Origin of the sequence: Pseudobacillus wudalianchiensis, from assembly GCF_001685015.1 — a bacterium.
Lineage (GTDB): Bacteria > Bacillota > Bacilli > Bacillales > Domibacillaceae > Pseudobacillus > Pseudobacillus wudalianchiensis.
On record NZ_MAYT01000012.1, the window covers coordinates 1 to 26449 of the forward strand.

Genomic DNA, 26449 nt, shown 5'->3' on the forward strand with positions numbered 1-26449 from the left:
CCGATGTCCGTCCCCAGGCATCTTTAGCCGCATGAGCGGCATCTAACGCCTGTTCAATGTCCTCAGCCTGTGAACGGGCCACTTCACAAAAGACTTCTCCTGTCACCGGCGAAATATTTTCGAAGTACTGTCCACCGATAGGTGCCTGCCATTCTCCATTAATAAAATTTTCATATCGTTTCTTAAAGGTTACTTTTGACCCTTCCTGGCCTGGATTTGCATAAATCATTGCGACTCCCCCTTTAAAAATAGAAATTTATGAAAGAAAGCACTTACAATTCCATAATCTATTTTCTGTAGCCTAAAGTCAAATCATATATTTGGAGTTTAATAGATTGTTAACTATCTAATAGTCATCTTTTTTTACTAGGCTGTCTCAATTCAGGGATTATTAGTTAAAATTGAAGATAATCATTACTTAATTAAAATAATTATAATTTAGTATTGATTTTTCTTTGAGAGATGTTATTATTGAGTTACCAACCAAAATTGACGAGGTGATAGGACAATGAATAACCGACTAACAACAAGCTGGGGTGCTCCAGTAGGAGATAATCAAAACTCACAAACGGCTGGACAACGCGGACCTACATTAATTCAGGATGTTCATTTACTTGAGAAACTAGCTCATTTCAACCGTGAACGTGTACCTGAGCGGGTGGTTCATGCCAAAGGAGCCGGTGCTCATGGTTATTTTGAAGTGACAAACAGCGAGATTGCTAATTACACAAAAGCAGATTTTCTATCTGAAGCTGGAAAACGCACTCCTCTGTTCGCTCGATTCTCAACTGTAGCAGGTGAAGTCGGTTCTGCAGATACTGTCCGTGATCCGCGTGGTTTTGCTGTGAAGTTTTATACAGACGAGGGCAACTATGATTTAGTTGGAAATAATACTCCTGTTTTCTTTATTCGTGATGCTATCAAATTCCCGGATTTTATCCACACACAAAAGCGAGATCCGCAGACACATTTAAAAAACCCAACAGCTGTTTGGGATTTCTGGTCATTGTCTCCTGAATCACTGCATCAGGTGACAATCTTAATGTCCGATCGCGGCATTCCGGCAACACTTCGCCATATGCATGGATTTGGAAGTCATACGTTCAAATGGGTAAACAAACAAGGGGAAGCAGTATGGGTGAAGTATCATTTTAAAACAGATCAGGGAGTTAAAAACCTGGATGTCGAATTAGCTGCAAAATTAGCAGGGGAAAACCCTGATTACCATACAGAGGATTTATTCAACGCCATTGAACAAGGAGATTATCCTTCTTGGACACTTTATGTGCAAATGATGCCGCTGGAAGACGCGAACACATATAAGTGGGATCCATTTGATGTGACAAAGGTTTGGTCACAAAAAGATTATCCGCTTATTGAAGTTGGAAAGATGGTATTGAACCAGAATCCAGAAAATTATTTTGCGGAAGTAGAACAGGCTACATTCTCTCCTGGAACATTTGTCCCTGGAATAGAAGCATCACCTGATAAAATGCTTCAAGGCCGCTTGTTTGCTTATGCGGATGCTCATCGTTACCGTGTAGGAGTGAATCATAACGCATTGCCAATTAATTCACCCAAATGCCCGGTTCACAATTATCAGCGTGACGGCCAAATGCGTTTTGATGGCAACGGCGGGAAGTCTGTTTATTATGAACCAAATAGCTTTGGCGGCCCAAAAGAAGTACCAGAAGCGAATATGACACCGTTCGAGGTAACAGGACAGGCGGGCACGCATAACTATAATCATGACGACCATTATACACAGGCCGGTGATCTCTACCGTTTAATGAGTGAAGAAGAGAGGGCACGCCTTGTAGCAAACATTGTCGGTGCAATGAAACCAGTAAAAAGTGAAGAAATTAAACTTCGTCAGATCAGCCATTTTTATAAAGCAGATCTAGAATACGGTACACGCATAGCTGAGGGGCTTGGTCTTTCTGTGCCGCAGGAAGCATAAGAATAAATAAAAAGGAGTGAGAGGAATGGAAAGAAAACTTAATGAGCAAGTTGCTATTAAAAAGGTAGATGAACACTTTTGCGTAGTGAGAGAAGATAAAGGGAATAAAAAGAATATTGAGCTATGCTTCTATTCTTTGATGGATGCTTTATCTTACGCTTCGGAACGTAACTATGGCTAATTGCACACACTCATTTTATTAACATTCGATTTGAACCCTACAAAGAGAAAACTCTTTGTAGGGTTTTTTGAGTTCTATTAAAGATGAATGTTGTTTTTTAATGGTTGATTAGAGTGGAAGGAGGCGTTTCTTGGTGAAAGTATACGCAACGAGGGGGGCTCACAGGCAATCTGCAACGAAAACCAACAACCAAACATAATAAAATCTATTTTTTATTTCATTTATGAAAGAAAAAATTTCATAAATGAAAGATTTTGATTCCTAGAAAAAGAAAAAATTGCCTCCTTTGTCAGAATAGTTTAAAAAATATCACGAAAAATAAATTGGTATGAATGTTGCATTTACTAATATGTATGGAAGAGTGAGAAATTAATTGAGCGAGGTGAAGTGAATTGACCCGTTACGAGTATGGTGGTGACGAGTTTATTTTTGTGGAATTATCTGAATCTATGAGTCTGGAAGCGAACTTTCAGGCGATGGCTATTACGAAACAATTAAGAGAAGAGAAACTGCCAGGCATATTAGATATTTGCCCTTCTAACGCTTCTTACATGGTTCGCTTTAAACCAGAAGACATTCATCCAGATAAACTGATTTCAAAATTGAAAGAATTAGAGCAGTCTGTGTCTGTTGATGATTTTAATATTTCATCGAGAGTTGTAGATGTACCGATTTTGTTCGATGATCCTTGGACAAATGAAGCGTTAATGCGTTTTAGAGACCGTCATCAGGATCCGACATCGACAGATTTAGAATACGCGGCCCGGATTAATGGATTTGATTCAAAAGAAGAGTTGATCAAAGCAATAACGGATTATCCTTATCTTGTATCGATGATCGGCTTTGTTCCGGGGCTGCCTTGGTGTTATCAAATGGTGCCGCGTGAGCAGCAGATTGAGGTGCCGAAGTATGTTCGTCCGCGTACGTATACACCAGAGCGGGCTTTCGGATTTGGCGGTGCTTTTGCGGTTATTTACCCAGTGCAGGGAGCAGGAGGCTATCAATTGTTCGGAATTGCTGCGGCACCGATTTATCAAAAAGAGCAGCGGCTCTATGATTTCAAAGATTCCATCACCTTCCCGAGACAGGGAGACATTTTTAGATATCGAAGCATCACAATGGAGGAATTCCAATCCATTGAAAAACAAGTAGAGGATGGCACGTTCCGCTACTTAACGAGAGACATTACGTTTAAACCGCAAGAGGTGCTGGAAAATCCAAAAGCATTTTCTGATGAAGTTCTAGGGGGGTTGTATGCATGATTAAAGTGATTCAGCCCGGTTTGCAGACGACAGTGCAGGATCATGGAAGAATCGGCTACTACGAAGTAGGCATGCCGCCATCAGGAGCGATGGATAAGTATTCTTACACAGCTGCCAATATACTGGTCGGCAACGATGAAAACGCGGCCGCACTTGAAATTACTTACATGGGACCTGTTCTTGAGTTCCATCAGGACGCCGTTATCGCTTTGACTGGAGGAGAAATTCCGCCAAAAGTGAACGGGCAGCCTGTGCCGATGTGGGAGACTTTGGCTGTAAAAGCAGGGGACCAGCTGTCATTTGATTTTGTAAAACAAGGAGCTCGTGTTTATTTGGCAGTAGCAGGCGGGATTGATGTGCCGCTCATTATGGATTCTCGTTCTACTTACACGCTATGCGGGATTGGCGGGCTAGATGGCCGTCCGCTGCAGGCTGGTGACGAGCTGAAGATCGGCTATGAGGTGAAGCATCAAGTAAAAATAGGCACACGTATACAGGATGAGCTTATCCCGACCTTTTCAAAAACAAATGAAATTCGAGTGGTCGTTGGGCTATGCAGCTATCGGCTTACTGAGGAAAGTAAGGAGCGTTTCTTTTCTATCGACTGGACGGTTACCCCAGAAGCCAATCGTGTTGGTTACCGTTTCAAAGGGGAGCGCTTGAACTTTGTAGAACGAGAGCAGCCATTCGGTGCCGGCAGCAATCCATCCAACGTAGTGGATCTCGGTTATCCGATTGGATCTATTCAAGTTCCGGATGGTGTGGAGCCAATTGCGTTATTAAACGACGCTGTAACAGGCGGAGGCTATGCAACAATTTGTACGATTATCAGCACGGATTTAAACAAAATGGCCCAAATCAAAACAAATGAAAAAGTTCGCTTCGTTGCTGTCAGCATTGAAGAAGCATTGCAGGCGAGAAAAGAATACAAAGATAAAGTGGCACAAATGAAACAGCAATTACAACTGTCATAGGAGGAATGATGAATGCCTAGTACAAAAAGCCAAGTACTTTCACCGATTCCGGGAGTGTTCTACCGCAAACCGGCACCCGACAAAGAAGTATTTATTAAAGAAGGCGACGCTGTGAAATCCGGAGACGTCATCGGCTTAGTTGAAGTAATGAAAAACTTTTATGAGATTAAAGCCGAAACGGATGGAGTGCTTGAAAGCTTCCTAGTTAACGAGGAAGATATTTTAGACGCAGGACAAGAAATCGCTGTTATATCAGTCCAATAACGAAGCAGAAATTTTTAGTGGAGGAGACCTATGTCATATTTCAGCAAAGTATTGATCGCTAATAGAGGTGAGATCGCAAGAAGAATTATCCGGACATGTCATCGGCTCGGCATCCAGACTGTGGCTGTTTATTCAGAGGCGGATGCCCAGGCGCCATTTGTCAGCGAGGCATCAGAGGCTGTTTGCATCGGTCCGGCTCAAGCTAAAAAGAGCTACTTGGATGTAGAAAAGGTAATTCAAGCAGCTAAGCAAACAAGAGCAGAAGCCATTCATCCCGGCTATGGTTTTTTATCAGAAAATCCGCAATTCGCTGAACGCTGTGAAGCAGAAGGCATTGTCTTTATCGGGCCTTCCGCTGATGTCATAAAAAGAATGGGATCGAAGCTTGAGGCGAGATCGGAAATGCAAAAAGCTGGAGTGCCTGTCGTTCCCGGTTCTGCGGGACAAATCGGCTCGGTGGAAGAAGCGGCAGCATTGGCCGAGGAACTCGGCTATCCGCTTATGCTGAAGGCAAGCGCTGGCGGAGGCGGAATCGGCATGCAGCTTGTCCGGGACCAGGAAGAGCTCGAGAAAGCTTTCCATTCAACTGTACAGAAAGCAGAATCATTTTTTAATGACGGGGCCGTCTTTCTCGAAAAGTGGGTTGCCGATCCTCGTCATATTGAAGTACAAGTGGCAGCCGACCGCTTTGGAAATGTCGTTCATTTGTATGAAAGAGAATGTTCCATTCAGCGCAGAAATCAAAAGGTGATAGAAGAAAGTCCTTCTCCATTTCTAGATGAATCTCTTCGCCAGCAATTATTGGAGGCGGCTGTCCGGGGAGTAAAGGAAATGGGTTACACCAATGCTGGTACGATGGAGTTTATATTTGATGGAGACAAGAACTTTTATTTCTTGGAGATGAATACACGGCTGCAAGTAGAGCATCCGGTGACAGAAGAAATTACAGGGGTAGACCTCGTTGAATGGCAGTTAAAAATAGCCGCTGGACATGAACTTCCGCTTCGTCAGGAGGAAATAAAGAAGGCGGGACATTCCATCGAATGCCGGCTTTATGCGGAAGATCCAAAGACGTTCTTTCCTTCACCAGGCACAATCAATCAGCTGCAGCTGCCCGAAGAAGAAGTAAGGTTGGATTTTGGCGTAATAGAAGGCAGCGTTGTTTCGCCGTTTTATGATCCGATGATCGGTAAAATCATTGTTCATGGAACAGAACGCCTAGAAGCTATTAAGAAGATGGAACAAGCCTTAGCAGAAATTGAAGTTCAGGGACTGAAAACAAATCTTCCGCTTTTAGAGTCTATCATGAGGAACGATCAATTTAAGAGTGGAGATTACACAACGCAATTTTTAGAAAAAACAGAAATTTTGTCCTAGGAGGTGAACGGAATGCATAAGGTCGACTTGAACTGCGACATGGGAGAAAGCTTTGGGCTCTATGAGCTGGGAAACGACGAGGAAATGATGCAATACATTACTTCTGCTAATATTGCCTGCGGTTTTCACGGGGGTGATCCCCATGTTATGCGAAAAACGGTGGAGCTCGCAAAAAAATATGATGTAGGGATTGGTGCGCACCCCTCATTTCCGGACTTATTGGGCTTTGGTCGCCGGTATATGACATGTACACCAGCTGAAGTAAAAGATTACGTCACATACCAATTGGGAGCTTTACGCGAATTTTGCCGGACAACAAATGTGAAAATGCAGCATTGTAAACCACACGGTGCCCTTTTTATGAAAGCGATGGAAGACAAACAGCTGGCGCGATCCATTCTCGAAGCCATCCATGAAACAGACCAAGATATGATTGTGTTTGCTCTTAATCAATCAGAAGTATACGAAGAAGCCATTAGAATGGGCGTGCCGGTAGCAAAAGAAGCCTATTCCGACCGTGAACATACGGAGAGTGGTTCTATCGTCTTAACGAGAAGAGGATCGGAAATCAATGACTATGAAGCGCTGGCGAATCGCGTCGTTCGAATGGTGAAAGAGGAGCGAGTAGTCACGTACGACGGCAAGGATGTTTCGATCCAGGCAGAGACGATTTGCATTCATGGTGACACACCGGGTGCTCCGGCATTAGCGAAAGCGATTACAGCAGCTTTAAAAGCTGGCGGCGTTGAAATTGTACCAATCAAAACGATCATAAAATAATAGGATGTAAGTTTACGAATGAAGATCAATGTATTAGGAAGGAGAATGTGCTGTTGAATATTGAATCCTCACATACTTTTAAGGGAGTTTCACGGGAGCTGCTATGGAAAACACTTCAAAACAAAGAGGCACTGCGGCGGTCGTTGCCCGGTTGCCAATCATTTGAGGAGGTGGAAGACAACGTATTTAATGCGGAGCTTGGCATCAATATCGGACCAGTGAAAGGCGCTTTCACAGGTGTTGTCCGCCAAGTAGATATTAACGAGCCGGAATCCTACCGCCTGCTTCTTGAAGGAAAGGGAAAACCTGGTGAGATTGATGCGGATGCTCAAATGAGCCTTGAGGAGACTGATGAGGGAACGATACTGACTTGCCGGGCAGACGTGAAAGTAACAGGTGTTTTGGCGGCTGTAGGACAGCGGGTTATGGGAGGCGTAGCCAAGGTTATACTCGGACAGTTTTTCAAAGACATTCAAAAGGAAACAAAGGAAATGGCTAAGCTTTAATCTTGAAATTATTCAGGGGGTGCAATGAATGGCAATTGAAAATCGGAAAGTAACAGTCACTGTTAATGGGCAAGAGAGAAGCGCGGAAGTAGAACCGCGTAAATTACTAGTTCACTATCTTCGCGACGACCTCGGCTTAACAGGAACTCATATTGGGTGTGATACGAGTCAATGCGGGGCCTGTACGATTACGGTAAATGGTGATGCTGTGAAATCTTGCACGATGCTGGCTGTACAGGCAGACGGGGCGGAAATTATGACAGTGGAGGGCTTAGGCACAAGGAATGAACTGCATCCAATGCAGCAAAGCTTCTGGGAAGAACACGGCCTCCAGTGTGGTTATTGTACGCCAGGGGTCATGATGGCGATGATCGGGCTCCTCAAAGAAAATCCAAATCCAAGCGAAGAGGAAATCCGTGAAGGCATGGAAGGCGTAATCTGTCGCTGTACAGGCTACCAATTCATTGTAAGTGCTGTCCAAAAGGCAGCAAAAATAATGGCAGAAGCAAACGAGAAGAACGATCAAAAAGTCGCTGCCAGTCAATTAGTAGGGGAGGGAAACCTATAATGGCTAATGCAGTTGGCGCTCCGTTAAAGCGTAAAGAAGATCCTCGGTTATTAACAGGAAATGGCTGCTTTGCTGATGATATTCAATTGCCGGGCATGCTGCATGCGGTAATTTTAAGAAGCCCGCATGCGCACGCCAAAATTAAAAAAATTAACGTCGAAGAGGCATTAAAGTCCCCCCATGTTATAGCAGTTTACACAGGAAAGGACCTTGAAGGAAAGATAGGCCCTGTTCCTTCTTCCTGGCTCGTGCCAGACTGTAACTTAAAAGAGGCCCCGCAGTACCCGCTTGCCATTGACCGTGTACGCTATGTTGGAGACGGGGTGGCTTTAATTATTGCTGATGATCGCTATGCTGCTCGGGATGCACTTGACTTAATCGATGTAGAGTACGAAGTCTTGCCGGCCGCGGTTCGCCAAAAAGAAGCCATGCAAAAAGGAGCACCGCTCGTGCATGATGATATTGAAAATAATATCGCTCTGCACTGGAAGGCTGGAGAAGTAGCAGAAGAAATAATGGAGAATGCTGAAGTAGTAGTGCAGGAGAGCTTCTACGTTCAACGGGTGTTTCCAAGTCCAATTGAGACACGGGCAGCGATCGGACAGTACAATCCGGGAAGTGAAGAACTGACTTTATGGTGTACCTCTCAAAATCCTCATATTCATCGGATGGTTCTGGCGGGGGTTCTTGGGATTTCTGAAGCAAAGCTCAGAGTCATTGCCCCTGATATGGGCGGAGGCTTCGGTGGCAAGATCGGTGTCTATCCCGATGAAGCGTTGATTGGATATGCTGCCCGTGACTTAGGCAGACCTGTTAAATGGATTGAGCAGCGAAGCGAGCATTTTACCTCTTCTAACGCTGGACGCGATGAAGTCATCGACGTGGAGCTGGCCGGAAACCGCGATGGTACACTAACAGCTATTCGTGTTAAAAATACAGCCAATCTGGGTGCTTATTTATCTACCATGGGACCTGGAGTTTCAACGATTGACTTTGGCTTGATGATTACCGGTGCTTATGATATCCCTCACGCCTCTTGTGAAACGTTCGGCGTTTATACGAATACAACACCGACTGATGCATACAGAGGAGCTGGGAAGCCGGAAGCTACTTATCAAATTGAGCGGATTATTGACTTGTATGCACGAGAAATTGGCATGGATCCACTCGAGCTTCGCAAAAAAAATCTTGTTCGTAAAGAAGCCTTCCCTTATACGAATGCCCAAGGGCTTGTGTATGACAGTGGTGATTATGAAAAGCCGCTTCAAAAAGCACTTGAAATCGTAAATTACGAGCAGCTGCGCCAGGAGCAAGAAAAACTCCGCAAACAAGGAAAACTAATCGGCATTGGTCTGTCTACTTACGTGGAGTTATGTGGATTCGGCCCTTCCAAAGTAGCCGGTGCTATTGGTTTCCAAGGCGGTGTGTGGGAAAACTCCACAGTGCGTGTTCATCCTTCGGGTAAAGTAACCGTTTATTCAGGTACTTCTCCACACGGTCAGGGGCACGCAACAACATTTGGCCAAATCGTCGCAGATAAGCTGGGAGTGCCGATGGAAGATATTGAGTTAGTGTTCAGCGATACAAAAGCTATTTCAATGAGCTGGGGCACATACGGTTCTCGTTCCACAGCCGTAGGAGGAGCAGCAGTAGCTATTGCTGCCGACCGTGTTGTTGAAAAAGCAAAGAAAATTGCGGCTCATGAATTAGAAGCTGCTGTAGAGGATATCACATTTGAGAATGGCGTTTTCCAAGTAAAAGGAGTACCTGGTCAGCAGCGCACCTTCCAGGAAATCGCGAAGTCAGCAAATATGGCGTGGAATTTGCCGGAAGGAATGGAGCCTTCTTTAGAAGCCCAGTCCTTCTTTGACCCAGAGAACTTCGTTTATCCGTTTGGTACACATATCGCCATTGTAGAGGTGGATAAAGAGACGGGCGAGATTGAATGGAAACGCTACGTTTGTGTTGATGACGTCGGACGTGTCATTAACCCGCTCACAGCGGAAGGGCAAGTGCATGGCGGCGTTGCACAGGGAGTCGGTCAAGCTCTTTGGGAAGGTGCCATTTACAGCAAAGAAGGGCAGCTGTTATCGGGTACATTGATGGATTATGCGCTGCCGAAAGCACGCTTTTTCCCTCATATTGAATCGTCCTTTACGGAAACACTGTCGCCGGTCAATCCGCTCGGTGCGAAAGGGGTAGGAGAGACAGGTACTACCGCATCGATTCCAGCAGTGATGAATGCAGTGATGGACGCATTAAAGCCATACGGCGTTAAAGACATTGAAATGCCGCTTACTCCTGAAAAAGTGTGGCGGGCTATTCAAAACGGGGAGGGGAACTGATTGATACCTGTTAAATTTGATTACACTCACGCTGAAACAGTCGATGAGGCTATTAAGCTGCTACAGGAAAGCGGCGGAGAAGGCAAGCTGATTGCCGGAGGGCACAGTCTGCTGCCGCTTATGAAATTCAGACTGACGGAACCAGGTGTTTTAATTGATATTAGCCGGATCGATCAGTTGAAAGAGGTCAAAAAAGAAGGGGACCGTATGATTGTTGGTGCTTTAATGACCCATAATGAAGCATCCAAGCACCCGCTTATTAAAGAGCATGTTCCGCTTCTTGCTGATACCGTACGCCAGATTGGGGATTTACAAGTCCGTAATCGCGGGACGATTGGCGGAAATATTGCTCATGCTGATCCAGCAGCTGACCTGCCCGCAGCAGCTGTCGTATTGGAGGCGGAAGTTATTGTCCAAGGAGAAGATGGAGAGGAAACGATGGGCATTGACAGCTTTATTATCGGTCCGTTAATTACGATGCTTCCTGAAAATAGCATTGTGACAGGCATTTCATTTGCTATTCCGCCTGCTCATACAAAATCCGTCTATCTAAAATATTTCCATCCTGCTTCTGGTTACCCGGTAATAGGGGTAGCGGCTGTTGCCGGAGTGGGAGCAGATGGAAACATTGATTATATTCGCGTAGGCATTACCGGTGTCGGTGACATAGCTTTCCGGGCCGAATCCGTTGAACAAACCTTACTTGGACAAAAGCCTTCAAAAGCATTGATTCAACAAGCAGCAAAGCTGGCTGCTGAGGAAGGGGAAATGGGAAGTGATTTATTTGCTTCTGCCGAGTACCGGGAAAACCTATGCAGGGTTTATACAGAGAGAGCATTGAGCTCTATCCTTTTATAAAGCAATAATTGAAAAAGCGGGGACCGTTTCTTTATTGAACAGTCCCCTCTATATTTCTTTCTATTTTTGAAATAGATGTGAAACAGGGGTGATGACCATCCATAACAGTAGGCAATCAATAGAAGCGATCTTTCTTCAAAATGGCTATATAACTGATCAGGCGGCAGCTGCTGCACTGCACCTTGTACAAGCACTGCAAAAGCCGCTGTTAATTGAGGGGCCGGCTGGAGTTGGAAAAACGGAAATGGCTAAAGTGCTGGCCCAATCTCTGAATACCCGGTTAATCCGGCTTCAATGCTACGAAGGATTAGATGCCGCTAACGCTTTGTATGAATGGAATTATGCAAAGCAGCTCCTTCATATCCGCATGATGGAGAATAGCGGAGCAGCAGTTCGTGAAAAAGAAGCCGCCATTTTCAGCGAAGACTTTTTGCTGGCCCGTCCTTTATTGCAGGCTTTAACAGAAGAAGAAGCTTCGCCTGTATTGTTAATTGATGAAGTGGATCGAGCAGATGAGGAGTTTGAAGCTTTTTTGCTCGAAGCACTGGCGGAATTTCAAATTACCATTCCAGAGCTCGGCACGATTAAAGCGAAGCACCGTCCATTCGTGATCTTAACGTCTAACCGGACCCGCGAGCTTAGTGACGCTTTGAGAAGAAGATGCTTGTACCAGTGGATAGACTATCCGGATTATGAAAAGGAATCAGCTATTCTTCAAGCCCGTCTCCCTCATATCAATAAGCAGCTCGCTGATCAAATTGCCGGTATGATGGAAAGAATCAGGAAAATGTCGCTGCAGAAGGTGCCAGGGGTGGCAGAAAGCCTTGACTGGGCAGAAGCTCTTATGCTGTTGCATCGGGAGGAACTGGATAAGAAAACAGTGTATGAAACACTTGGCTGCTTTATTAAGGATCGAGATGATTGGGACACTGTGAACCAGGCAATCGAACAAGGAGTTCTTTCACATTGATGATGGGCGGTTCTTCAGTGAATAATTTGTCTGGGCATATCCTGTCATTTTGCCGTTATTTAAGAAGGAAAGGTTTTTTAGTTGGATTAAAAGAAGCAGAAGATGGAATACGGGCGCTTCATTTTATTAATATCACTGACCGCGAGCAATTCCGGCTTGCTTTAAAGACGGTTCTCTGTTCAAGCAAGGAAGAACAGGCCACTTTCGATCAAGCGTTCAAGTTGTTTTTCACAGCAAGCAGCCGTGACCAGGAGAAGATTCCCTTTCTTTCTTCCATGCAGCAAACGGGGCGTGAGGAGCAGAAGGATGCAGCAGAAGAAGGAGAAGAGCAGGAAGAAGCGTTACGAAAAAATGGCGCGAGCGAAGCAACAGAGGACTCTCCTGGCCATTCTGTAGCAGCCGAGAGCAAAGAAGAGCAGGAAATGGGAGCTGCGGATAAAGGACTTTCCAAGGCATTAAGATGGCTGGCTGCCAACACAGCGAATCAGCGGGCAGTAGAATGGCAAGTCGTTATCTCGCCAACAGAGATGGGGAAGATGAGGAAGGCGGCCCGAAAATTTGCCCGATGCATACAGTTGAAGCAGTCGAGACGCCTTACAGCCAAAAGAAAAGGACGAAGATTTGACGGCAGGCGCACGTTGCGTGCCAGTCTGCAAACAGGGGGTTTTCCTGTAGATCCTGTTTGGAAAGGACCTAAAAAACTAAACGCTAAGTTTATCTTGCTCTGTGACGGCAGCCGATCTATGTCAGCGTATGCTGATCCATTTTTACAGTTTGCCTATGCACTTACAGAGTATACTCGCCATGTGGAGGTGTTTCTTTTCTCAACGAAACTGAAAAGGATCACGCCGCAATTACAAAATGGAAGCAATGGACAGCTGCCTGTATTGACTGTTTTTCAAGATGAATGGGGAGGAGGAACGCGCATTGGGGAATCACTTTGTTCATTCGTTCAGCAATATGGCCCTCAAATGCTGCGAAAAGAAACGATCGTGATGATCGCAAGCGACGGACTCGACACCGGCAGTATCGTTAGTTTGCCAAGAGCAATGAGAGAAATGAAGCAGCGAACATCTGCTGTTATTTGGCTGAATCCGCTTCTCAATCTTAACGGCTATCAGCCTGAAGCAAGGGGAATGAAGATGGCCCTTCCCTATATTGATGTATTTTCAGAAGCTCAAAGTGCGGCGTCTTTTGAAAGATTGGCAAGAATGATGACCATTCGGAGGTGAAGAGAATGTCAGAAACAGCTATTGTCATGCAAGCAATAGAGGAAACTCGAAAAGCAGGCCGAAAAGCCGCACTCGCCACAGTAGTCCGTGTCTTTGGCTCGGCCTATCGCCGTGAAGGAGCGAAGATGCTGATTGACGAGAATGAAACCATAACAGGGATGATCTCTGGTGGATGCCTGGAGGCGGATGTTGCAGAAACAGCCAAACAGGTAATAGCATCTGGGGCACCGATATTAAAAACATACGCCATGGACGAAGATGTTGTATGGGGGCTTGGGCTTGGCTGTCCAGGCACAGTGGAAATTTATATTGAACCGGTGCCTGATGGCCACCAATCAATGGAGGAGAAAGCGGGGGATAGTAGTGTATCAGAAACTTGCTTTTGATGCTTGGCTTTCCTGTATAAAAGAAGAGAAAGAAGGCTTGCTTGCGACCGTCCTGCAGCAAGGAGGAGAGGCAGAAGAAAGACGCCTGTTCATTCCAAAAGAGGGGCAGCCTATAGGAACGCTCGGCGACACGGGCCTCGATTTACAAATAAAAGATCTAGCGAATCAGAAGTTACATGAATCTAACCCAAAGTCAGAGACGCTTACTTTGAAGAAAGCGGATAAAGAAGAGGAAAGTGTGTTTATTGACGTGTACATTCCTCCTTTGACTTTAATGATATTTGGGGCAGGTCATGATGCGATTCCTGTTGCAAAGTATGGCGTATCATTAGGTTTCAAAACGGTTGTTGTGGATCAGCGTTCTTTTTATAACAGCGAAGAACGTTTTCCTGGTACAGAGAGAATTGTTACCGAAACAGCTAAATTCTCTGAGGAAGTTTTGATCGATAGCCGCACATATGTCATCGTAATGAATCACCACCTTGAGAGGGATCAGGAAACACTCAAATTCGTCCTGCCATCTAAGGCTCCTTATATAGGGGTACTTGGACCGCGTTCTCGCCGAATTAGAATGCTAGAAGCGATTGAAAAGGAAGGAGTGAGATTTGAGGAGGAACAGCTGGAGAGGATGTATAGCCCGGTCGGCCTCGATATCGGCGCCGTGACATCTGAAGAGATCGCCATTAGTATTTTAGCCGAAATTATTGCAGTAAAGAACGGGCACAAAGGCGGCTTCCTGCAAAACTCAGCTCGTATTCACCAGTTGGCTAAGTCATAAATTTAGACTAAAAAGGAAGGGAAAATATGAACACACATGTGCACGCCATTATTCTTGCTGCTGGCACATCCTCAAGAATGGGCAGGCCGAAACAACTGCTCCCATTAGGTGAACACTTGCTGCTTGGTCATGTCATCAACCGCGTTCTGACAGGTGAATTCACGAAAGTGACGGCTGTCATTGGGCATGAAGCGGCTTTGATCCAAGAACTCCTTCCTGTTAAGGATAGCCGATTTCAATGGGTGCTTAATGAAGATTATCATTCAGGACAAAGCTCTTCACTGAAACGGGGGATAGAAAGTTTAGGACTTCAACAGGCAAATGTGATGGTTTTTCTTGGGGACCTTCCATTTATAGAAGAACAGACGATTCATACTATCTATCAAAGCGGTGTAAGAATGCTTAAAGAGTATAAAGCACCTTTTATGATTCGCCCGGTATACAAGAATATACCTGGGCATCCTGTTTTTTTTGGACACATTCATCAGGAGACGTTTTCTGGACTGGACGGTGATCAGGGAGGAAGGGCGATAGTGGAACAGTTCGCTTATAAAAGGCGCCTGCTAGTGGAGGATGAGGGAATTCTGCTTGATATTGATACCCCAATTGCCTATGAAAAAGCAAAAGAACGATTTGAAAACTGAATGTTTAGAATAAAAAGTGTATTATAATGGTAGAAAAGGTGCTTTTTTTGTAGTGACAGGAGGGGTACGTTGATTATTTGGAAAGACATTCTCAAACCAATTGATGTAGTTGTCGACACGGAAAGCACAGTGGAAACAGTTATTCAGCGGCTTGCAGAGAGCAGGACAGAGATCGCTCTCGTAAGAAAAGGGAGAGTGATTGCCGGATATTGTCACATGCGTCATGTGATGGAGCAGTTGGCGAGGTCTGGACGGCTAGATGAGCCGATCTCGTATAAAAGAGATTTGTTAAGGGTGCCTCAACTCTCCGCTGTTGAGTTTTCACATAACATCTCCATGATCATTGGAGAGGATTTAGACAAAAAGGAAACAGGGTACATCAGTGTGTCGGAAGCCAAAAATAAACTAAATGAGCTGAGGCTGACACAGCTGAACCAGCTGCTGCATGGCTCTGGTGTGGGCATTATTAGGACGAACATTCATTATGAAATAGAATTTATTAATGAGACGGCTGAAAATATTTTAGGAATACCGAGTTCTTTTCTTCTGTTTCGAAACTATAAAACTTTATTAACAGTAGACAAAGATCTCGACCGGGTCATGAGTGGAGAAACACTCGTCAGTTTAAACAGTTCGATGAATTTTAAGCAGATGAGCGGAAACTTCTATCCCCTTAGAATTGATGGGAAAATAACCGGACTTGTACATATGTTTTTCTTAAGAGAAGTATTTGAAGAAGCTGTACAGGAGCTTGATTTTGTACGTAACTTATACTCTGATTTACAAGCAGTGTATGCCTCCTCGCAAGAACAAATCCTCGTTATTGATGAAGATGGAAAAATACTTCGTGTAGCTGGTCTATTTTTAAGCAAGTTTTGGAAAGTGGACAAGCCTGAAAAAATAATTGGAAAACACATCAGCGAGTTTACTAAAAAAAATATCTTTCAGCCTGATGTCTTCACTCTCTGTGTGAAACAAAAGAGAAAGATAACAGCTCTCCAGGAATCAATAGGAAGCAGGAGAATCTGGTCTGTAGCTACACCTGTTTATCATGAAGGAAAACTAGAAAAAGTCGTCATCCTTTCAAGAGACATTTCACATGCTCCGAATCAACACCATACATCTAAAAAAACAACGGAAAGCTCTGTGACAGATAAGCTGGCATCGGTTACTATTCAAGGAAAGAAACTCGTATACCGCTCACAAAAAATAGAAAATTTATTAACTGAATTGCAACGGGTAGCCCAAATGAATTCTACTGTTCTATTAGAAGGAGAATCAGGAGTGGGCAAGGAAATCTTTGCCCATAAAATCCACTCTGCAAGTACAAGAAGAGATGAGGCCTTTATTCGGGTAAATTGTGGTGCCATTCCAGAGCAGCTTATTGAAAGTGAACTCTTTGGCTATGAAAAAGGTGCTTTTACTGGTGCTGACCGAAATGGGAAGGCGGGATTCTTCGAGATTGCCCATAACGGCACGATTTTTCTTGATGAAATTGGTGAGCTGCCGTTAACGATGCAGGTAAAGCTCCTGCGTGTACTGCAAGAAAGAGAGATTACGAGAATTGGCAGCACGCGGACGATCGCGGTAGATGTACGAATCATCGCAGCAACCAATAAAAACCTAAAGGAAATGGTAGAAGACGGCGAATTCCGAGAAGATTTATATTACCGATTAAACGTTATCCCTTTCCAAATTCCGCCGCTTAGAGAAAGAAAAGAAGATATTTTTCCGCTCGCTATCTTTTTTCTGGAGCAATTTAAACAGATGTACGAAATTAAAAAGAGCTTTACCCCCGAGGCGATTGACGTATTAGAATCATATGATTGGCCGGGAAATGTGCGGGAGCTCCAAAATATTATTGAGCGGCTAATTGTGTTAAGCGAGGGAGAATGGATTCAACGGGAAAATGTACTCCACTCACTTTATGGAGACGGACAGAAACGAGAAAAGCCACCGTTCGTTTTTGAGATTATGCCACTGAAGGAAGCGATAGAAAAGCTGGAAACACAGTTAATTATCCGGGGGATGCAAAAGTATCGGACCGCTGCGAAATTATCAAAGGTGTTGGGAGTGAGTCCAGCTACGATCAGCAGACGAATGAAAAAGCTTAAAGAATGAAGAGGTGGAGCGAGTTGTTTAACCTGCCTGAAACGAATTTTCATTTTTGTGGGGACGAATATATTTATGCAGAAATATCTCGGGAGATGAGAGTAGAAAGTAATTTTAAGGCTCTTGCCGTCACGGAGGAGTTAAGGAGAAGAAATATTCCCGGTATTATTGATATCGTCTCATCGAATGCCTCTTATTTAGTCCGGTACAATCCAGAAGTTATTTCGGCAAGAGATCTAGCTGATTATGTGAAAGAAATAGATTTCACTAAAAGTGATCCAGCGGGACTTGATTTGTCTGTACGGATAGTAGAAATCCCCATCTGGTATGATGACCCGGTAACGAAAGAATATTCCCGCCGTTTCAGGAATCGGCACCAAGAGCCGGATTTATCTAATTTTGACTATGTCATGAAAGTAAACGGGTTTACCGATAAACAAGCTTTTATCGAGAAGCATTCAAGCCTCCCTTATTTAATTACGATGGTGGGTTTTCTGCCGGGAACCGCCTGGCATTTTCCGCTTGGAGCGAAGCCGAGTGATATTATCCAAGCGCCGAAATACAAAAGTCCTAGAACAGACACGCCAGAAAGAAGTGTAGGAATCGGCGGGGCATTTAATGTTGTCTATCCTGTGCAGGGGACGGGCAGCTATCAATTAATCGGCATGTCTGCTGTACCGGTAGTGGATTTATCTGACCGGCTAATGGATTTAAAGGATACTGCTTTTTTAGCAAGACCGGGTGATATATGGAAGTATAGGCCGGTGGATGAATCTGAATATACGGCCATTCAAGCAAGAGTAAGCAGCGGTGATTATCGTTATAAAATGAAAGTCATTGACCTTTCTCCGATAGAATATATCGCAAAAGGCAAAGAGTATATCGAGGAATTGATGGGGGATTTTTAAATGATGGAAATCAAAAGCCCAGGACTATGGACAACTGTACAGGATATGGGACGGGCTGGGAAGTACCATCTCGGTGTTCCCCCGTCAGGAGCAGCTGATAAGTATTCATTTATGATTGGAAACCTTCTTGTTGGCAATCCGGTAGAGTTTGCGGCGTTAGAAATGACACTCATAGGGGCAGAAATCGAATTTCAAAAGAATACGATTATTGCTTTAACTGGAGCACCGATGAAAGCCTATTTAAATCAGCAGCTTGTTCCTTTTTGGGAAACGATTCATGTAAAAGAAGGAGATATCCTGACAGTTAAAGAATGTTTAAAAGGGGTGAAAAGCTATCTCTGTGTCTCCGGAGGCATTCAAGTGGCAGAAGTGTTTGGAAGTAAGTCGACGTATGAAACGAGCAAAATCGGCGGATTCCAAGGCAGAAAACTAACAGCCGGAGATCGGCTTGAAATGAACGAGCCGCTCCCGGGGGCATTTAAGCAAGTCGGAAAGTCGATCCCGCTTGAATTGACTCCATCGTTTGAGTCTTTTCAGGAATTGCGTGTAACGCTCGGCTTATCTGGCTACCTTATGAGCGACGAAGGGTTAAAAGCCTTTTTAAACTCTGAGTGGAAGGTATCGCCTGAATCGAATCGTGTAGCTTATCGGTATACAGGGGCAAAAGTCTCGTTAACCCAGCAGAGCCCTCCGTTTGGAGCGGGCAATAGCTTCTCCAATGTGGTCGATTTCGCTTATCCAGTTGGCTCGATTATGTTTCCGAATGAAGAAGAGCTGATCGTTTTGCACAATGATACGACAACGGGCGGCGGCTTTGTCACAATTGGTACAGTGATTAGTCAAGACCTCGATCTTATCGCTCAATCCAGACCGCATTCCTCCTGCCGCTTTATCGCTGTGACGATTGACCAGGCGATGCAAGCACGTATGGAAAGACGAAAGAAGATAGAACAGATAGAAGAAATGATTAAACGATAGATAAACAATAAAAGCCATGAATGTAAATAAATTTCATGGCTTTTATTGTTTACAAAATCAGTTAGCGGGAGGTGTAGCATAATTGGAAACGATTCTTTCTTTTATTGTAATTGTTTTACTTGCTTCTATTTTGCAAACAAGCACGGGATTTGGATTTTCAATTATGGCAACGCCTTTTCTGCTGCTGCTGTTTGAGCCAAAGGAAGCCATTCAAATTAATTTAATTCTTTCCCTGTTCATTTCTTGTATGCTCATTCGTAAAATATGGCAAGACACAGATTATCGTTTAATGAAAAGGTTTATCATCGGAAGCGCAGCTGGACTGCCTGTCGGAATGGTCCTTTTCCTGTTGGCAGACATCGGCAAGCTAAAGGTTAGCGTTAGTATCATTATTTTATTGTTAACCCTTTTGTTAATATGTAAATTCCGGATTCGCCCAACAAAAGCAAGAGATGTAGCAGCTGGCGGCTTTTCAGGCATGCTGACGACGAGTATAGGCATGCCGGGGCCGCCTATACTTTTATACTTTTCAGGAATTGATACGGGTAAAGAGAAGCTGCGAGCGACAACACTTGCTTATTACTTGTTCATTTATTCGGCGAGCCTGCTCGTTCAGATATTATTTGCCGGTACTTCGAAAACGATTTGGCTCTCAAGTGCGGCGGCTTTGCCTATTGTTTTAGCTGGCTTGTTCTTAGGGAATTTATTATTTTTACGAATTAATCAACAGCTATTTCGCCTTTTTTTATATGGACTCCTATTATTTACAGGTGTCTATTTGCTTATCGATAGCTGGTGATCGTTATGCCGGATCTTTAGGCGGGTGTACAATGCCAAGCCGTTTCATTCTGCGGAGCAAATTGGCGTGGTCAATTCCGAGTAATTTCGCGGCAGAACGAATGCTTTTAGAAGAGTGAAGAGCTTCTGTTATTTTCTGTGACTCAAATAAAGCAAGGGCTTCTTTTAGGCTTGGCTGTGCAATTTCTGTTGAATGGCTGCTTTCTTTCTCGCTGACAATCGAAGCAGATCCCCATCTATTAAGGTCTTTCATATGTCCAGGCAGGTCGTGCGGCGTAATAGAAGATGAAGGGGCAGATACGACGAGAAATTCGATGACATTTTTCAGTTCCCGAATGTTTCCCGGCCAAGGGTAGTGCGTTAAAATAGATAAAGTGTCAGGCGCTATGTGTTTGTCTAAATAATAGTTTTTACAAAGCTTTTTGAAATAATAGTCAATTAATGGCGGGATGTCTGCCGTCCGTTCTGAGAGCGGCTGTATCGGCAGGTGAACGACATTAATGCGGTACCATAAGTCCTCGCGGAATTGCTTCTTATAGACAAGCTCTTGCAAATCTTGATTGGTCGCGCAGATGAGACGAAAAGAGAGGCGCCTTGGCTTTACGTCTCCGATCCGGGTAACGGCTTGGTCTTGAAGAACACGGAGCAGCTTAGCCTGCATAGGTAAGGGAAGCTCGCCGATTTCATCTAATAAAATTGTCCCTTTATCGGCCTGTTCGAATAGACCGGGTTTTCCTTCTTTTCTGGCACCAGTAAAAGAGCCGCCGTTAAATCCGAATAGTTCTGATTCAAATAGCTCGGGAGGGATAGCGGCACAGTTCACTTTCACAAAAGGCTGATCTTTTTGGGGACTGTGCTGATGGATATAGTTCGCCAGCACTTCCTTGCCTGTTCCGGATGGCCCCGTAATAAGCACTGGTGTAGGAAAAGCGGCAATTCTTTGTGCCTGCTCTACTAAGCTCTTCATCTGTGGGCTTTTAAAAATAATAAGGGAGTCTTCGGTGCTTGTCAGAGGACGGCTAGGCGGTTCTGTATACTGCTCTGCTTTTCTTAATTGATTTTGCAGATGGTTTAAATAAGTGAGGTCGCGGACGCTTGTGACGACCATTTTTACTTGCCGCTCTTTGCCAGTTTCATTGTTAAATACCGGTGTTGCGGTCACAACAAAATACTTTTGATTTTTAATTTTTTGTATAATGGTAGTGACTTGTTTTGTCTGCAAAGCCATGTAAGCGGCAGAACGGTCGAAATATTCTCCAAGAACTAAATCTTTAATGTTTTTTCCGACTACCTCTTCACGTGAAATGCCTGTCATTTCTTCGTAAGCCTTATTGATTTCTAATGTGATACCTTGGTGATCGACTACGTAAAGTCCATCAGAAGAAAAATTAATGATCGTTCGTAATTGTTCATTTAGCTTCTTGAGTCTTGTGGTTTGATCCGTTAACTTATCTATTAGTGTATCCATCTTTGCACACTCCCTTCATGCAGTCATTTTATTACCACTTTGGTGTTAAAATGCTACCACTTCATCAAAATATTTAACAAATATTCTGATTGTTGTCAATATTAAGACACTGGCATGATTCTTGTATTGAGTAATAGTAAAACAACCCTTTTGGTTCAACAAGCAAGTAAAAGGGGACTGTTCACTCATTAGAAAAAGGAGCGATTGATATGCCAGTACTTGATTTGCCAAGACACATTGTAATTGAAAACGGAGCACTAGAGCGTTTAGACGAATTAGTGGCAGCAAAAGGAGGAAGCAAGGTATTTGTGATCATGGATTCTTTTTTAGCGAATCCGCCTGTGAGTTTACATGAAAGGGTCGCGGATATTCTGGTAAAAAGAGGATTTTCCTGCTTATTTTTCAGCGGCTATTCAGGTGAACCAACAACGGAGAATGTTCGGGTCGCAGTTCAACAGCTTCGGGCTTTCCATGCAGATTGCGTCGTGGCGATTGGCGGAGGAAGCGCTATTGATTTAGCCAAAGCGGTCGCTGTTTTTGGAGAAAATCAAAATATGCAGTGGAGTGAGATTTCTCAACAGCAGCAGCTAAAGCGCCTGCCTTTAATCGCTGTTCCCACGACAGCAGGTACAGGGTCGGAAGCGACAAAAATAATGGTCATTACCGATCCGGACACGAATGTCAAAATGAATCCAAGTCATCCTGACCTGGTCCCGGATGCAGCGGTGCTCGACCCGGAACTCACCTTTAGCCTGCCGCCTAGCTTCACGGTTTATACGGGACTAGATGCTTTGACCCATGCCATTGAAGGCTATGTATCGACTCGGGCTTCGCAGATGACGGACCTATTTGCACTTGAAGCGATCCGCGACATTGGTGTTGCTCTTCCTAAAGTATATGAGAATGGAAAAGACAGCGATTCACGACGGGACATGATTTTAGCTAGCTGTTATGCCGGTCTTGCCTTTTCAAACGCTTCTACTAATCTGGCTCATGCAGCAGGAAGGCCGCTTGGTGCTCAATTTCATATTCCGCATGGCTTAAGTGTAGCGTTATTGCTCCCTTTTGTAATGAGATTCGGCTTAGATGCTTGTAAAGAACGCTATGCAGATGTGGCGCTTGCGCTCGGGGCAGACTCGACGTTAACGACTGAGCAGCTGGCTGAGCAATCGATTGCAATGATTGAACATTACAATGAGCAGTTTGACATTTGGAAGGATGCGAGCAAATATATCGAGCCGGAGCAATTGATCAAAGCCATTCCGTCGCTTGTAGCAGATGCGCTATCGGGAAATGGAATTGCGACAAACCGAAAAATTCCAGCCGAACAGGACATCGAGCGTATTTACCGCAGTCTGGCGGAAAGAGTGGAAGAAGTAAATAAAGCGAAAAACGTGCAGACGCTGTTAAATAATTAGGGAACAAATTGCAAGCGCTTCCTTAGACATCAGCTGTAGGATAGAAGCCGGCTGTGACGTTATTGGATACTAAAAGTGAGGTGGGAAAACAATGAACAAATCAGAAGGAAAAATGTTGAGGCGCGTTGTTGGTGCTAGTTTGATAGGTTCAACGATTGAGTGGTATGACTTCTTCTTATACGGAGTCGTGGCAGGGATTGTTTTTAATCATTTATACTTCCCGGCGGATGATCCGTTTGTCTCTACTTTATTGGCTTACGTAACGTTTGCGGTCGGTTTCGTGGCTCGTCCGGTTGGCGGCATTATCTTTGGACATTTTGGCGATAAAATCGGCCGGAAAAGCATGCTGGTTCTTACGCTGTCCATCATGGGCGGCAGTACCGTGCTCATCGCTTTTATTCCCACATATGATCAAATCGGTATATGGGCGCCTGTCTGTCTGCTCTTATTACGAATCATGCAGGGAATTGGCTTAGGCGGAGAGTGGGGCGGTGCGGTGTTGATGGCCTACGAACACGCTCCTGACGCCAGGAAAGGATTTTATGCGAGCTTTCCGCAAATCGGTCTCTCCATTGGATTGCTGCTAGCTTCTGGTGTTGTCGGTCTCCTGTCTTTTACTCTATCAGACGGCCAATTTATGGCATGGGGCTGGCGCCTCGCTTTCGGACTGAGTGCGGCTCTAATATTTCTAGGTATGTGGATTCGCTTAAATGTATCGGAGTCACCAGAATTTACAGAAGTGAAGGAAACAAAAGAAGAATCAAAAATGCCGATTAAAGAGATGTGGCACAACAATACGAGCAATGTTCTTGCTGGTATAGGTGCGAGATACATTGATGGAGTATTCTTTAACGTCATGGGAGTGTTTTCTATTACCTATTTAACGAGCACTCTGCAAATTTCGAGGACAGATGCCTTATTGGGAGTGTCGCTTGCCGCCTTCGTTATGTGTTTCTTTATACCGCTCTTTGGGCATATTTCGGACCGAATCGGCAGAACCCGAACCTATTGGATTGGCAGCCTTGTGACTGGTTTTTCTGCTTTGCCAGCCTTTTGGCTCATGTCTCAAAGCGGAGGCAGCATAACGACTATTTGGTTGTCTATTATTATTCCTTTTGGCATTCTGTATGCCGCTGTTTACGGGCCGGAAGCCGCCTTATTTGCTGAATTGTTTGAAGCGAAGGTAAGGTACACAGGCATGTCGTTTGTGTATCAGTTTTCCGGAATATTCGCTAGCGGCCTGACGCCAATCATTGCTACCACCTTGCTTAACTATCATAACGGAAGCCCGCTCTTGCTTGCTATTTACGTAGCTTTCGCTGGAATTGTCAGCGCTCTTTCCGTTCGCTGGATTAATATTCGCCAGGCGGACCCCCTTCAAAAAGGAACGAGTGAAGAGCGTGAAAGTATAGAATCAACCGGAATATAATGGGCTCTTTTGGCCTAAAGGAGATGATCCCCTTGAATCGCTGTACTCACCGGGTTGAAGCTGTGATTTTTGATTGGGCAGGAACGATGGTTGATTATGGCTGTCTGGCCCCCTTAGAGGTTTTTAAGGCGATCTTTAAAAAAAGAGGGATTAACGTATTAGATGAGGAAGCAAGAGAACCGATGGGCTTACAAAAGCTTGAGCATATTCGCGAAATGTGCAGCATGCCCCGGATCAGCCGCTTATGGAGAGATATGTATGGCAGAGAACCAGAAGAGAGGGACATTAATGCGCTGTATGCTGATTTTGAACCGATGCTCTTCTCAATTCTTCCTGCTTACTCTAACCCGATTCCCGGGGCTGTTGAATTAGTTGAACGGTTAAGAAATGCTGGGATTAAAATCGGCTCAACAACTGGTTATACGTCTGAAATGATCGCGATCGTTAAACAAGAAGCAAAAAAGAAAGGTTATGCTCCGGATTCGCTCGTTACCTCTAGCCAAGTGCCTGCAGGCCGGCCGTTCCCTTGGATGTTCTACCAAAATGCGATCAACTTAGAGGTCTATCCAATGAACCGGATGGTGAAAGTAGGAGACACTGTCAGCGACATTAAGGAAGGACTTAACGCTGGTGCCTGGAGTGTAGGTGTGATCAAAGGAAGCAGTGAATTAGGATTAACAAAAGAAGAAGTTCAAACGATGGACCCTGCCTTGCTAGCAGAAAAAATGAAGGCAGTAGCTGAAACATTTACAGAAGCCGGAGCTCATTATGTGATTGAGAGTATTGGCGAATTAGATGAACTGCTCCCAAAAATCAATAGACGGCTAGCTAATGATGAGCCGTCTTTATTGAGGGGTTTTTAGTTCACTCTATAAAAGAGTGGAATCTATCGGCGGATTCCACTCTTTCATTTTAAGCCCATCCGGAGAATTGTTTTACTTGTTCCCAGTCCACATGACCTGCTGCTACATCTTGGAGGGTTTGGTCCAGCAGATGCAGTGCCTCTGTAATCTCTTCACGGCTAATTGTGAGCGGCGGGGTAATTTCCAGCACATTCCCGTGAATACCTACATAATAAATGAGCAAACCTAATTCGTACGCCCGGTAACAAATAGCGGACGTTTTTACAGGATCGGGCTTCTTTTCTAGTCTGTCTGTCACGATTTCCACTCCAAGGACCAATCCTTTTCCGCGAACTTCCCCTATAAATGGGTATTTTTTTTGTAAGGAACGTAATCCCTCTAAAAAATACTGTCCATTTTTCTCTGCTTGGCTAATCAAGTCTTTTTCTTCAATAATGCGGATAGTTTCAATGGCTGCCGCAGTACAGAGAGGATTGCCGCTCGCTGTAAACATGTGGCCGGCCGTTACCGAATCGAGTATTTCCTGGCGCCCGATGACCGCACTGATAGGGAGGCCGCCTCCGAGTGATTTGCCGAGAACAACAGCATCAGGAATGATAGGAGAGTGTTCAAATGAGAACCATTTTCCTGTGCGTCCCATTCCTACCTTGACTTCATCTACAATAAGGTAGATCCCGTGTTGATCACAAATCTGTCTTAAGGCGGCAAGAAAGTCATCAGGAGGCAGTATGACCCCACCGTCACTTTGAATGGCTTCAACGATGATTCCGGCTGTTTCTTCAGGTGGACAAATGGTCGAAAACACCTCATTCATAAAATGGATAGTCTGTTCAGTTAAATGTTCGCTAATCCCGCTAAAAGGCCGGTAAGGATTTGGATAAGGGAGCTTAATGACATTTCCTTTTCCCTCAAATTTTGCCTGAGCAGAATGGCCGGATAAGGAAAGCGCTCCCATCGTTTGACCATGATAAGCCCCCATAAAAGCAATCATTTTCGGCCTTCCGCTTGCTGCAGGGACGAGCTTGCTGATCAGATCGTTAGCGTCGGAGCCTGAATGCCCAAACCATACTTTCTTCGAGAAATCTCCCGGTGTCATCTCAATCAATTTTTCAGCCAGCTCTGTCATAGTTTGACTCGGTGCGCTGAGCTGTGTAGTAAAGGAAAGCTTTATATATTGTTCTTTCAATTTTTCAGCGACTGATTCTTGCCCATAGCCGATATTAGCGACAGCCCAGCCGGCCGTTAAATCAAGGAAGGAGCGGCCGTTCTCATCAAACAAATAACAGCCTTTGCCTTCTGTCACCGTAATCGGATGAAATCGTAACTTTAAGGCATTCGAAATGAACTCCTGGTCTTGAATGAGCACAGATTTTTCTTTCATTGATATTCC

At 44.5% G+C, this 26449-nt stretch carries 26 protein-coding genes; 23 read left to right on the plus strand and 3 right to left on the minus strand.

Annotation, left to right across the window (positions count from 1 at the left end):
• Positions 1-229 (minus strand): aldehyde dehydrogenase family protein (locus A8F95_RS07980; RefSeq protein WP_141676245.1); only part of this gene is annotated, 229 nt, incomplete at its 3' end.
• A 279-nt stretch (positions 230-508) separates the two neighbouring features.
• On the opposite strand from A8F95_RS07980, the gene katA reads away from it, so the two are divergent.
• The 20 genes from katA to A8F95_RS08070 all read left to right on the plus strand — a co-directional run bounded on the left by katA (position 509) and on the right by A8F95_RS08070 (position 19882).
• Positions 509-1960 carry a catalase KatA gene (gene katA / locus A8F95_RS07985; protein ID WP_065410043.1) on the plus strand — a complete coding sequence of 484 codons (1452 nt, stop codon included), beginning with the start codon at positions 509-511 and terminating at the stop codon, positions 1958-1960.
• 25 nt (positions 1961-1985) lie between these two features.
• Positions 1986-2141 (plus strand): hypothetical protein, encoded by a 156-nt coding sequence (locus A8F95_RS22410; protein WP_156187088.1) that lies wholly within the window; start codon positions 1986-1988, stop codon positions 2139-2141.
• Positions 2142-2533: 392 nt separating this feature from the next.
• The gene (locus A8F95_RS07990) at positions 2534-3403 is read left to right on the plus strand and encodes a 5-oxoprolinase subunit B family protein (protein WP_065410044.1); all 870 of its coding nucleotides are present in this window, start codon (positions 2534-2536) and stop codon (positions 3401-3403) included.
• Positions 3400-4377 carry a 5-oxoprolinase subunit C family protein gene (locus A8F95_RS07995; protein ID WP_065410045.1) on the plus strand — a complete coding sequence of 326 codons (978 nt, stop codon included), beginning with the start codon at positions 3400-3402 and terminating at the stop codon, positions 4375-4377. Before A8F95_RS07990 ends, A8F95_RS07995 begins: the two co-directional genes overlap by 4 nt.
• A gap of 12 nt (positions 4378-4389) precedes the next feature.
• Positions 4390-4641: an acetyl-CoA carboxylase gene (locus tag A8F95_RS08000; RefSeq protein WP_049665647.1), complete on the plus strand. Its 252-nt coding sequence runs from the start codon at positions 4390-4392 to the stop codon at positions 4639-4641.
• A gap of 30 nt (positions 4642-4671) precedes the next feature.
• Positions 4672-6018 (plus strand): acetyl-CoA carboxylase biotin carboxylase subunit, encoded by a 1347-nt coding sequence (locus A8F95_RS08005; RefSeq protein ID WP_065410046.1) that lies wholly within the window; start codon positions 4672-4674, stop codon positions 6016-6018.
• A gap of 12 nt (positions 6019-6030) precedes the next feature.
• On the plus strand, positions 6031-6798 hold the full coding sequence (locus tag A8F95_RS08010; RefSeq protein ID WP_065410047.1) for a LamB/YcsF family protein: 768 nt from the start codon (positions 6031-6033) through the stop codon (positions 6796-6798).
• A gap of 47 nt (positions 6799-6845) precedes the next feature.
• Complete coding sequence (locus A8F95_RS08015; protein ID WP_245671204.1) at positions 6846-7304, plus strand: SRPBCC family protein; 459 nt, start codon at positions 6846-6848, stop codon at positions 7302-7304.
• Between the two features lie 28 nt (positions 7305-7332).
• Complete coding sequence (locus A8F95_RS08020) at positions 7333-7872, plus strand: (2Fe-2S)-binding protein (protein WP_049665639.1); 540 nt, start codon at positions 7333-7335, stop codon at positions 7870-7872.
• A complete protein-coding gene (locus A8F95_RS08025) occupies positions 7872-10217 on the plus strand; it encodes a xanthine dehydrogenase family protein molybdopterin-binding subunit (protein ID WP_065410049.1) in 2346 nt (781 codons plus the stop codon). Before A8F95_RS08020 ends, A8F95_RS08025 begins: the two co-directional genes overlap by 1 nt.
• The gene (locus A8F95_RS08030) at positions 10218-11075 is read left to right on the plus strand and encodes an FAD binding domain-containing protein (RefSeq protein WP_065410050.1); all 858 of its coding nucleotides are present in this window, start codon (positions 10218-10220) and stop codon (positions 11073-11075) included.
• A 91-nt stretch (positions 11076-11166) separates the two neighbouring features.
• The gene (locus A8F95_RS08035) at positions 11167-12045 is read left to right on the plus strand and encodes an AAA family ATPase (protein WP_065410051.1); all 879 of its coding nucleotides are present in this window, start codon (positions 11167-11169) and stop codon (positions 12043-12045) included.
• Between the two features lie 17 nt (positions 12046-12062).
• The gene (locus A8F95_RS08040; RefSeq protein WP_176713653.1) at positions 12063-13277 is read left to right on the plus strand and encodes a vWA domain-containing protein; all 1215 of its coding nucleotides are present in this window, start codon (positions 12063-12065) and stop codon (positions 13275-13277) included.
• A gap of 5 nt (positions 13278-13282) precedes the next feature.
• Positions 13283-13663, plus strand: coding sequence for an XdhC family protein (locus tag A8F95_RS21665; protein ID WP_077247273.1), 381 nt, complete (start codon positions 13283-13285; stop codon positions 13661-13663).
• On the plus strand, positions 13641-14441 hold the full coding sequence (locus tag A8F95_RS08045) for an XdhC family protein (RefSeq protein WP_176713654.1): 801 nt from the start codon (positions 13641-13643) through the stop codon (positions 14439-14441). The genes A8F95_RS21665 and A8F95_RS08045 overlap by 23 nt, the downstream gene beginning before the upstream one ends.
• 26 nt (positions 14442-14467) lie before the next feature.
• On the plus strand, positions 14468-15085 hold the full coding sequence (locus A8F95_RS08050; RefSeq protein ID WP_065410053.1) for a nucleotidyltransferase family protein: 618 nt from the start codon (positions 14468-14470) through the stop codon (positions 15083-15085).
• 69 nt (positions 15086-15154) lie between these two features.
• A complete protein-coding gene (locus A8F95_RS08055) occupies positions 15155-17206 on the plus strand; it encodes a sigma 54-interacting transcriptional regulator (RefSeq protein WP_065410054.1) in 2052 nt (683 codons plus the stop codon).
• Complete coding sequence (locus tag A8F95_RS08060; RefSeq protein ID WP_065410055.1) at positions 17203-18105, plus strand: 5-oxoprolinase subunit B family protein; 903 nt, start codon at positions 17203-17205, stop codon at positions 18103-18105. Before A8F95_RS08055 ends, A8F95_RS08060 begins: the two co-directional genes overlap by 4 nt.
• The gene (locus A8F95_RS08065) at positions 18106-19083 is read left to right on the plus strand and encodes a 5-oxoprolinase subunit C family protein (RefSeq protein ID WP_065410056.1); all 978 of its coding nucleotides are present in this window, start codon (positions 18106-18108) and stop codon (positions 19081-19083) included.
• 82 nt (positions 19084-19165) lie between these two features.
• Entirely contained in the window at positions 19166-19882 is a 717-nt protein-coding gene (locus A8F95_RS08070; protein ID WP_245671207.1) for a sulfite exporter TauE/SafE family protein, read from the plus strand.
• Positions 19883-19885: 3 nt separating this feature from the next.
• Here A8F95_RS08070 and A8F95_RS08075 read toward each other — a convergent pair whose 3' ends face one another.
• Positions 19886-21349 (minus strand): sigma-54 interaction domain-containing protein, encoded by a 1464-nt coding sequence (locus tag A8F95_RS08075; protein WP_065410057.1) that lies wholly within the window; start codon positions 21347-21349, stop codon positions 19886-19888.
• 209 nt (positions 21350-21558) lie between these two features.
• Here A8F95_RS08075 and A8F95_RS08080 point away from each other — a divergent pair, with 209 nt between their 5' ends.
• The 3 genes from A8F95_RS08080 (at position 21559) to phnX (ending at position 25059) form a co-directional block, all read left to right on the plus strand.
• Entirely contained in the window at positions 21559-22767 is a 1209-nt protein-coding gene (locus A8F95_RS08080; RefSeq protein ID WP_065410058.1) for an iron-containing alcohol dehydrogenase, read from the plus strand.
• Positions 22768-22858: 91 nt separating this feature from the next.
• Complete coding sequence (locus A8F95_RS08085) at positions 22859-24196, plus strand: MFS transporter (RefSeq protein WP_065410059.1); 1338 nt, start codon at positions 22859-22861, stop codon at positions 24194-24196.
• 32 nt (positions 24197-24228) lie between these two features.
• Complete coding sequence (phnX, locus tag A8F95_RS08090) at positions 24229-25059, plus strand: phosphonoacetaldehyde hydrolase (RefSeq protein ID WP_281181754.1); 831 nt, start codon at positions 24229-24231, stop codon at positions 25057-25059.
• Positions 25060-25108: 49 nt separating this feature from the next.
• On the opposite strand, the gene A8F95_RS08095 is transcribed toward phnX, so the two are convergent.
• Positions 25109-26440: an aspartate aminotransferase family protein gene (locus tag A8F95_RS08095; RefSeq protein ID WP_065410060.1), complete on the minus strand. Its 1332-nt coding sequence runs from the start codon at positions 26438-26440 to the stop codon at positions 25109-25111.
• Between the last annotated feature and the right edge of the window lie 9 nt (positions 26441-26449).

Bases quoted from the DNA above. Each gene is read 5' to 3' on its own strand.
- katA (WP_065410043.1), top strand. From the start codon at position 509: ATGAATAACCGACTAACAACAAGCTGGGGTGCTCCAGTAGGAGATAAT.
- A8F95_RS22410 (WP_156187088.1), top strand. From the start codon at position 1,986: ATGGAAAGAAAACTTAATGAGCAAGTTGCTATTAAAAAGGTAGATGAA.
- A8F95_RS07995 (WP_065410045.1), top strand. From the start codon at position 3,400: ATGATTAAAGTGATTCAGCCCGGTTTGCAGACGACAGTGCAGGATCAT.
- A8F95_RS08000 (WP_049665647.1), top strand. From the start codon at position 4,390: ATGCCTAGTACAAAAAGCCAAGTACTTTCACCGATTCCGGGAGTGTTC.
- A8F95_RS08005 (WP_065410046.1), top strand. From the start codon at position 4,672: ATGTCATATTTCAGCAAAGTATTGATCGCTAATAGAGGTGAGATCGCA.
- A8F95_RS08010 (WP_065410047.1), top strand. From the start codon at position 6,031: ATGCATAAGGTCGACTTGAACTGCGACATGGGAGAAAGCTTTGGGCTC.
- A8F95_RS08020 (WP_049665639.1), top strand. From the start codon at position 7,333: ATGGCAATTGAAAATCGGAAAGTAACAGTCACTGTTAATGGGCAAGAG.
- A8F95_RS08025 (WP_065410049.1), top strand. From the start codon at position 7,872: ATGGCTAATGCAGTTGGCGCTCCGTTAAAGCGTAAAGAAGATCCTCGG.
- A8F95_RS08035 (WP_065410051.1), top strand. From the start codon at position 11,167: ATGACCATCCATAACAGTAGGCAATCAATAGAAGCGATCTTTCTTCAA.
- A8F95_RS21665 (WP_077247273.1), top strand. From the start codon at position 13,283: ATGTCAGAAACAGCTATTGTCATGCAAGCAATAGAGGAAACTCGAAAA.
- A8F95_RS08050 (WP_065410053.1), top strand. From the start codon at position 14,468: ATGAACACACATGTGCACGCCATTATTCTTGCTGCTGGCACATCCTCA.
- A8F95_RS08060 (WP_065410055.1), top strand. From the start codon at position 17,203: ATGAAGAGGTGGAGCGAGTTGTTTAACCTGCCTGAAACGAATTTTCAT.
- A8F95_RS08065 (WP_065410056.1), top strand. From the start codon at position 18,106: ATGATGGAAATCAAAAGCCCAGGACTATGGACAACTGTACAGGATATG.
- A8F95_RS08075 (WP_065410057.1), bottom strand. From the start codon at position 21,349: ATGGATACACTAATAGATAAGTTAACGGATCAAACCACAAGACTCAAG.
- A8F95_RS08080 (WP_065410058.1), top strand. From the start codon at position 21,559: ATGCCAGTACTTGATTTGCCAAGACACATTGTAATTGAAAACGGAGCA.
- A8F95_RS08085 (WP_065410059.1), top strand. From the start codon at position 22,859: ATGAACAAATCAGAAGGAAAAATGTTGAGGCGCGTTGTTGGTGCTAGT.
- A8F95_RS08095 (WP_065410060.1), bottom strand. From the start codon at position 26,440: ATGAAAGAAAAATCTGTGCTCATTCAAGACCAGGAGTTCATTTCGAAT.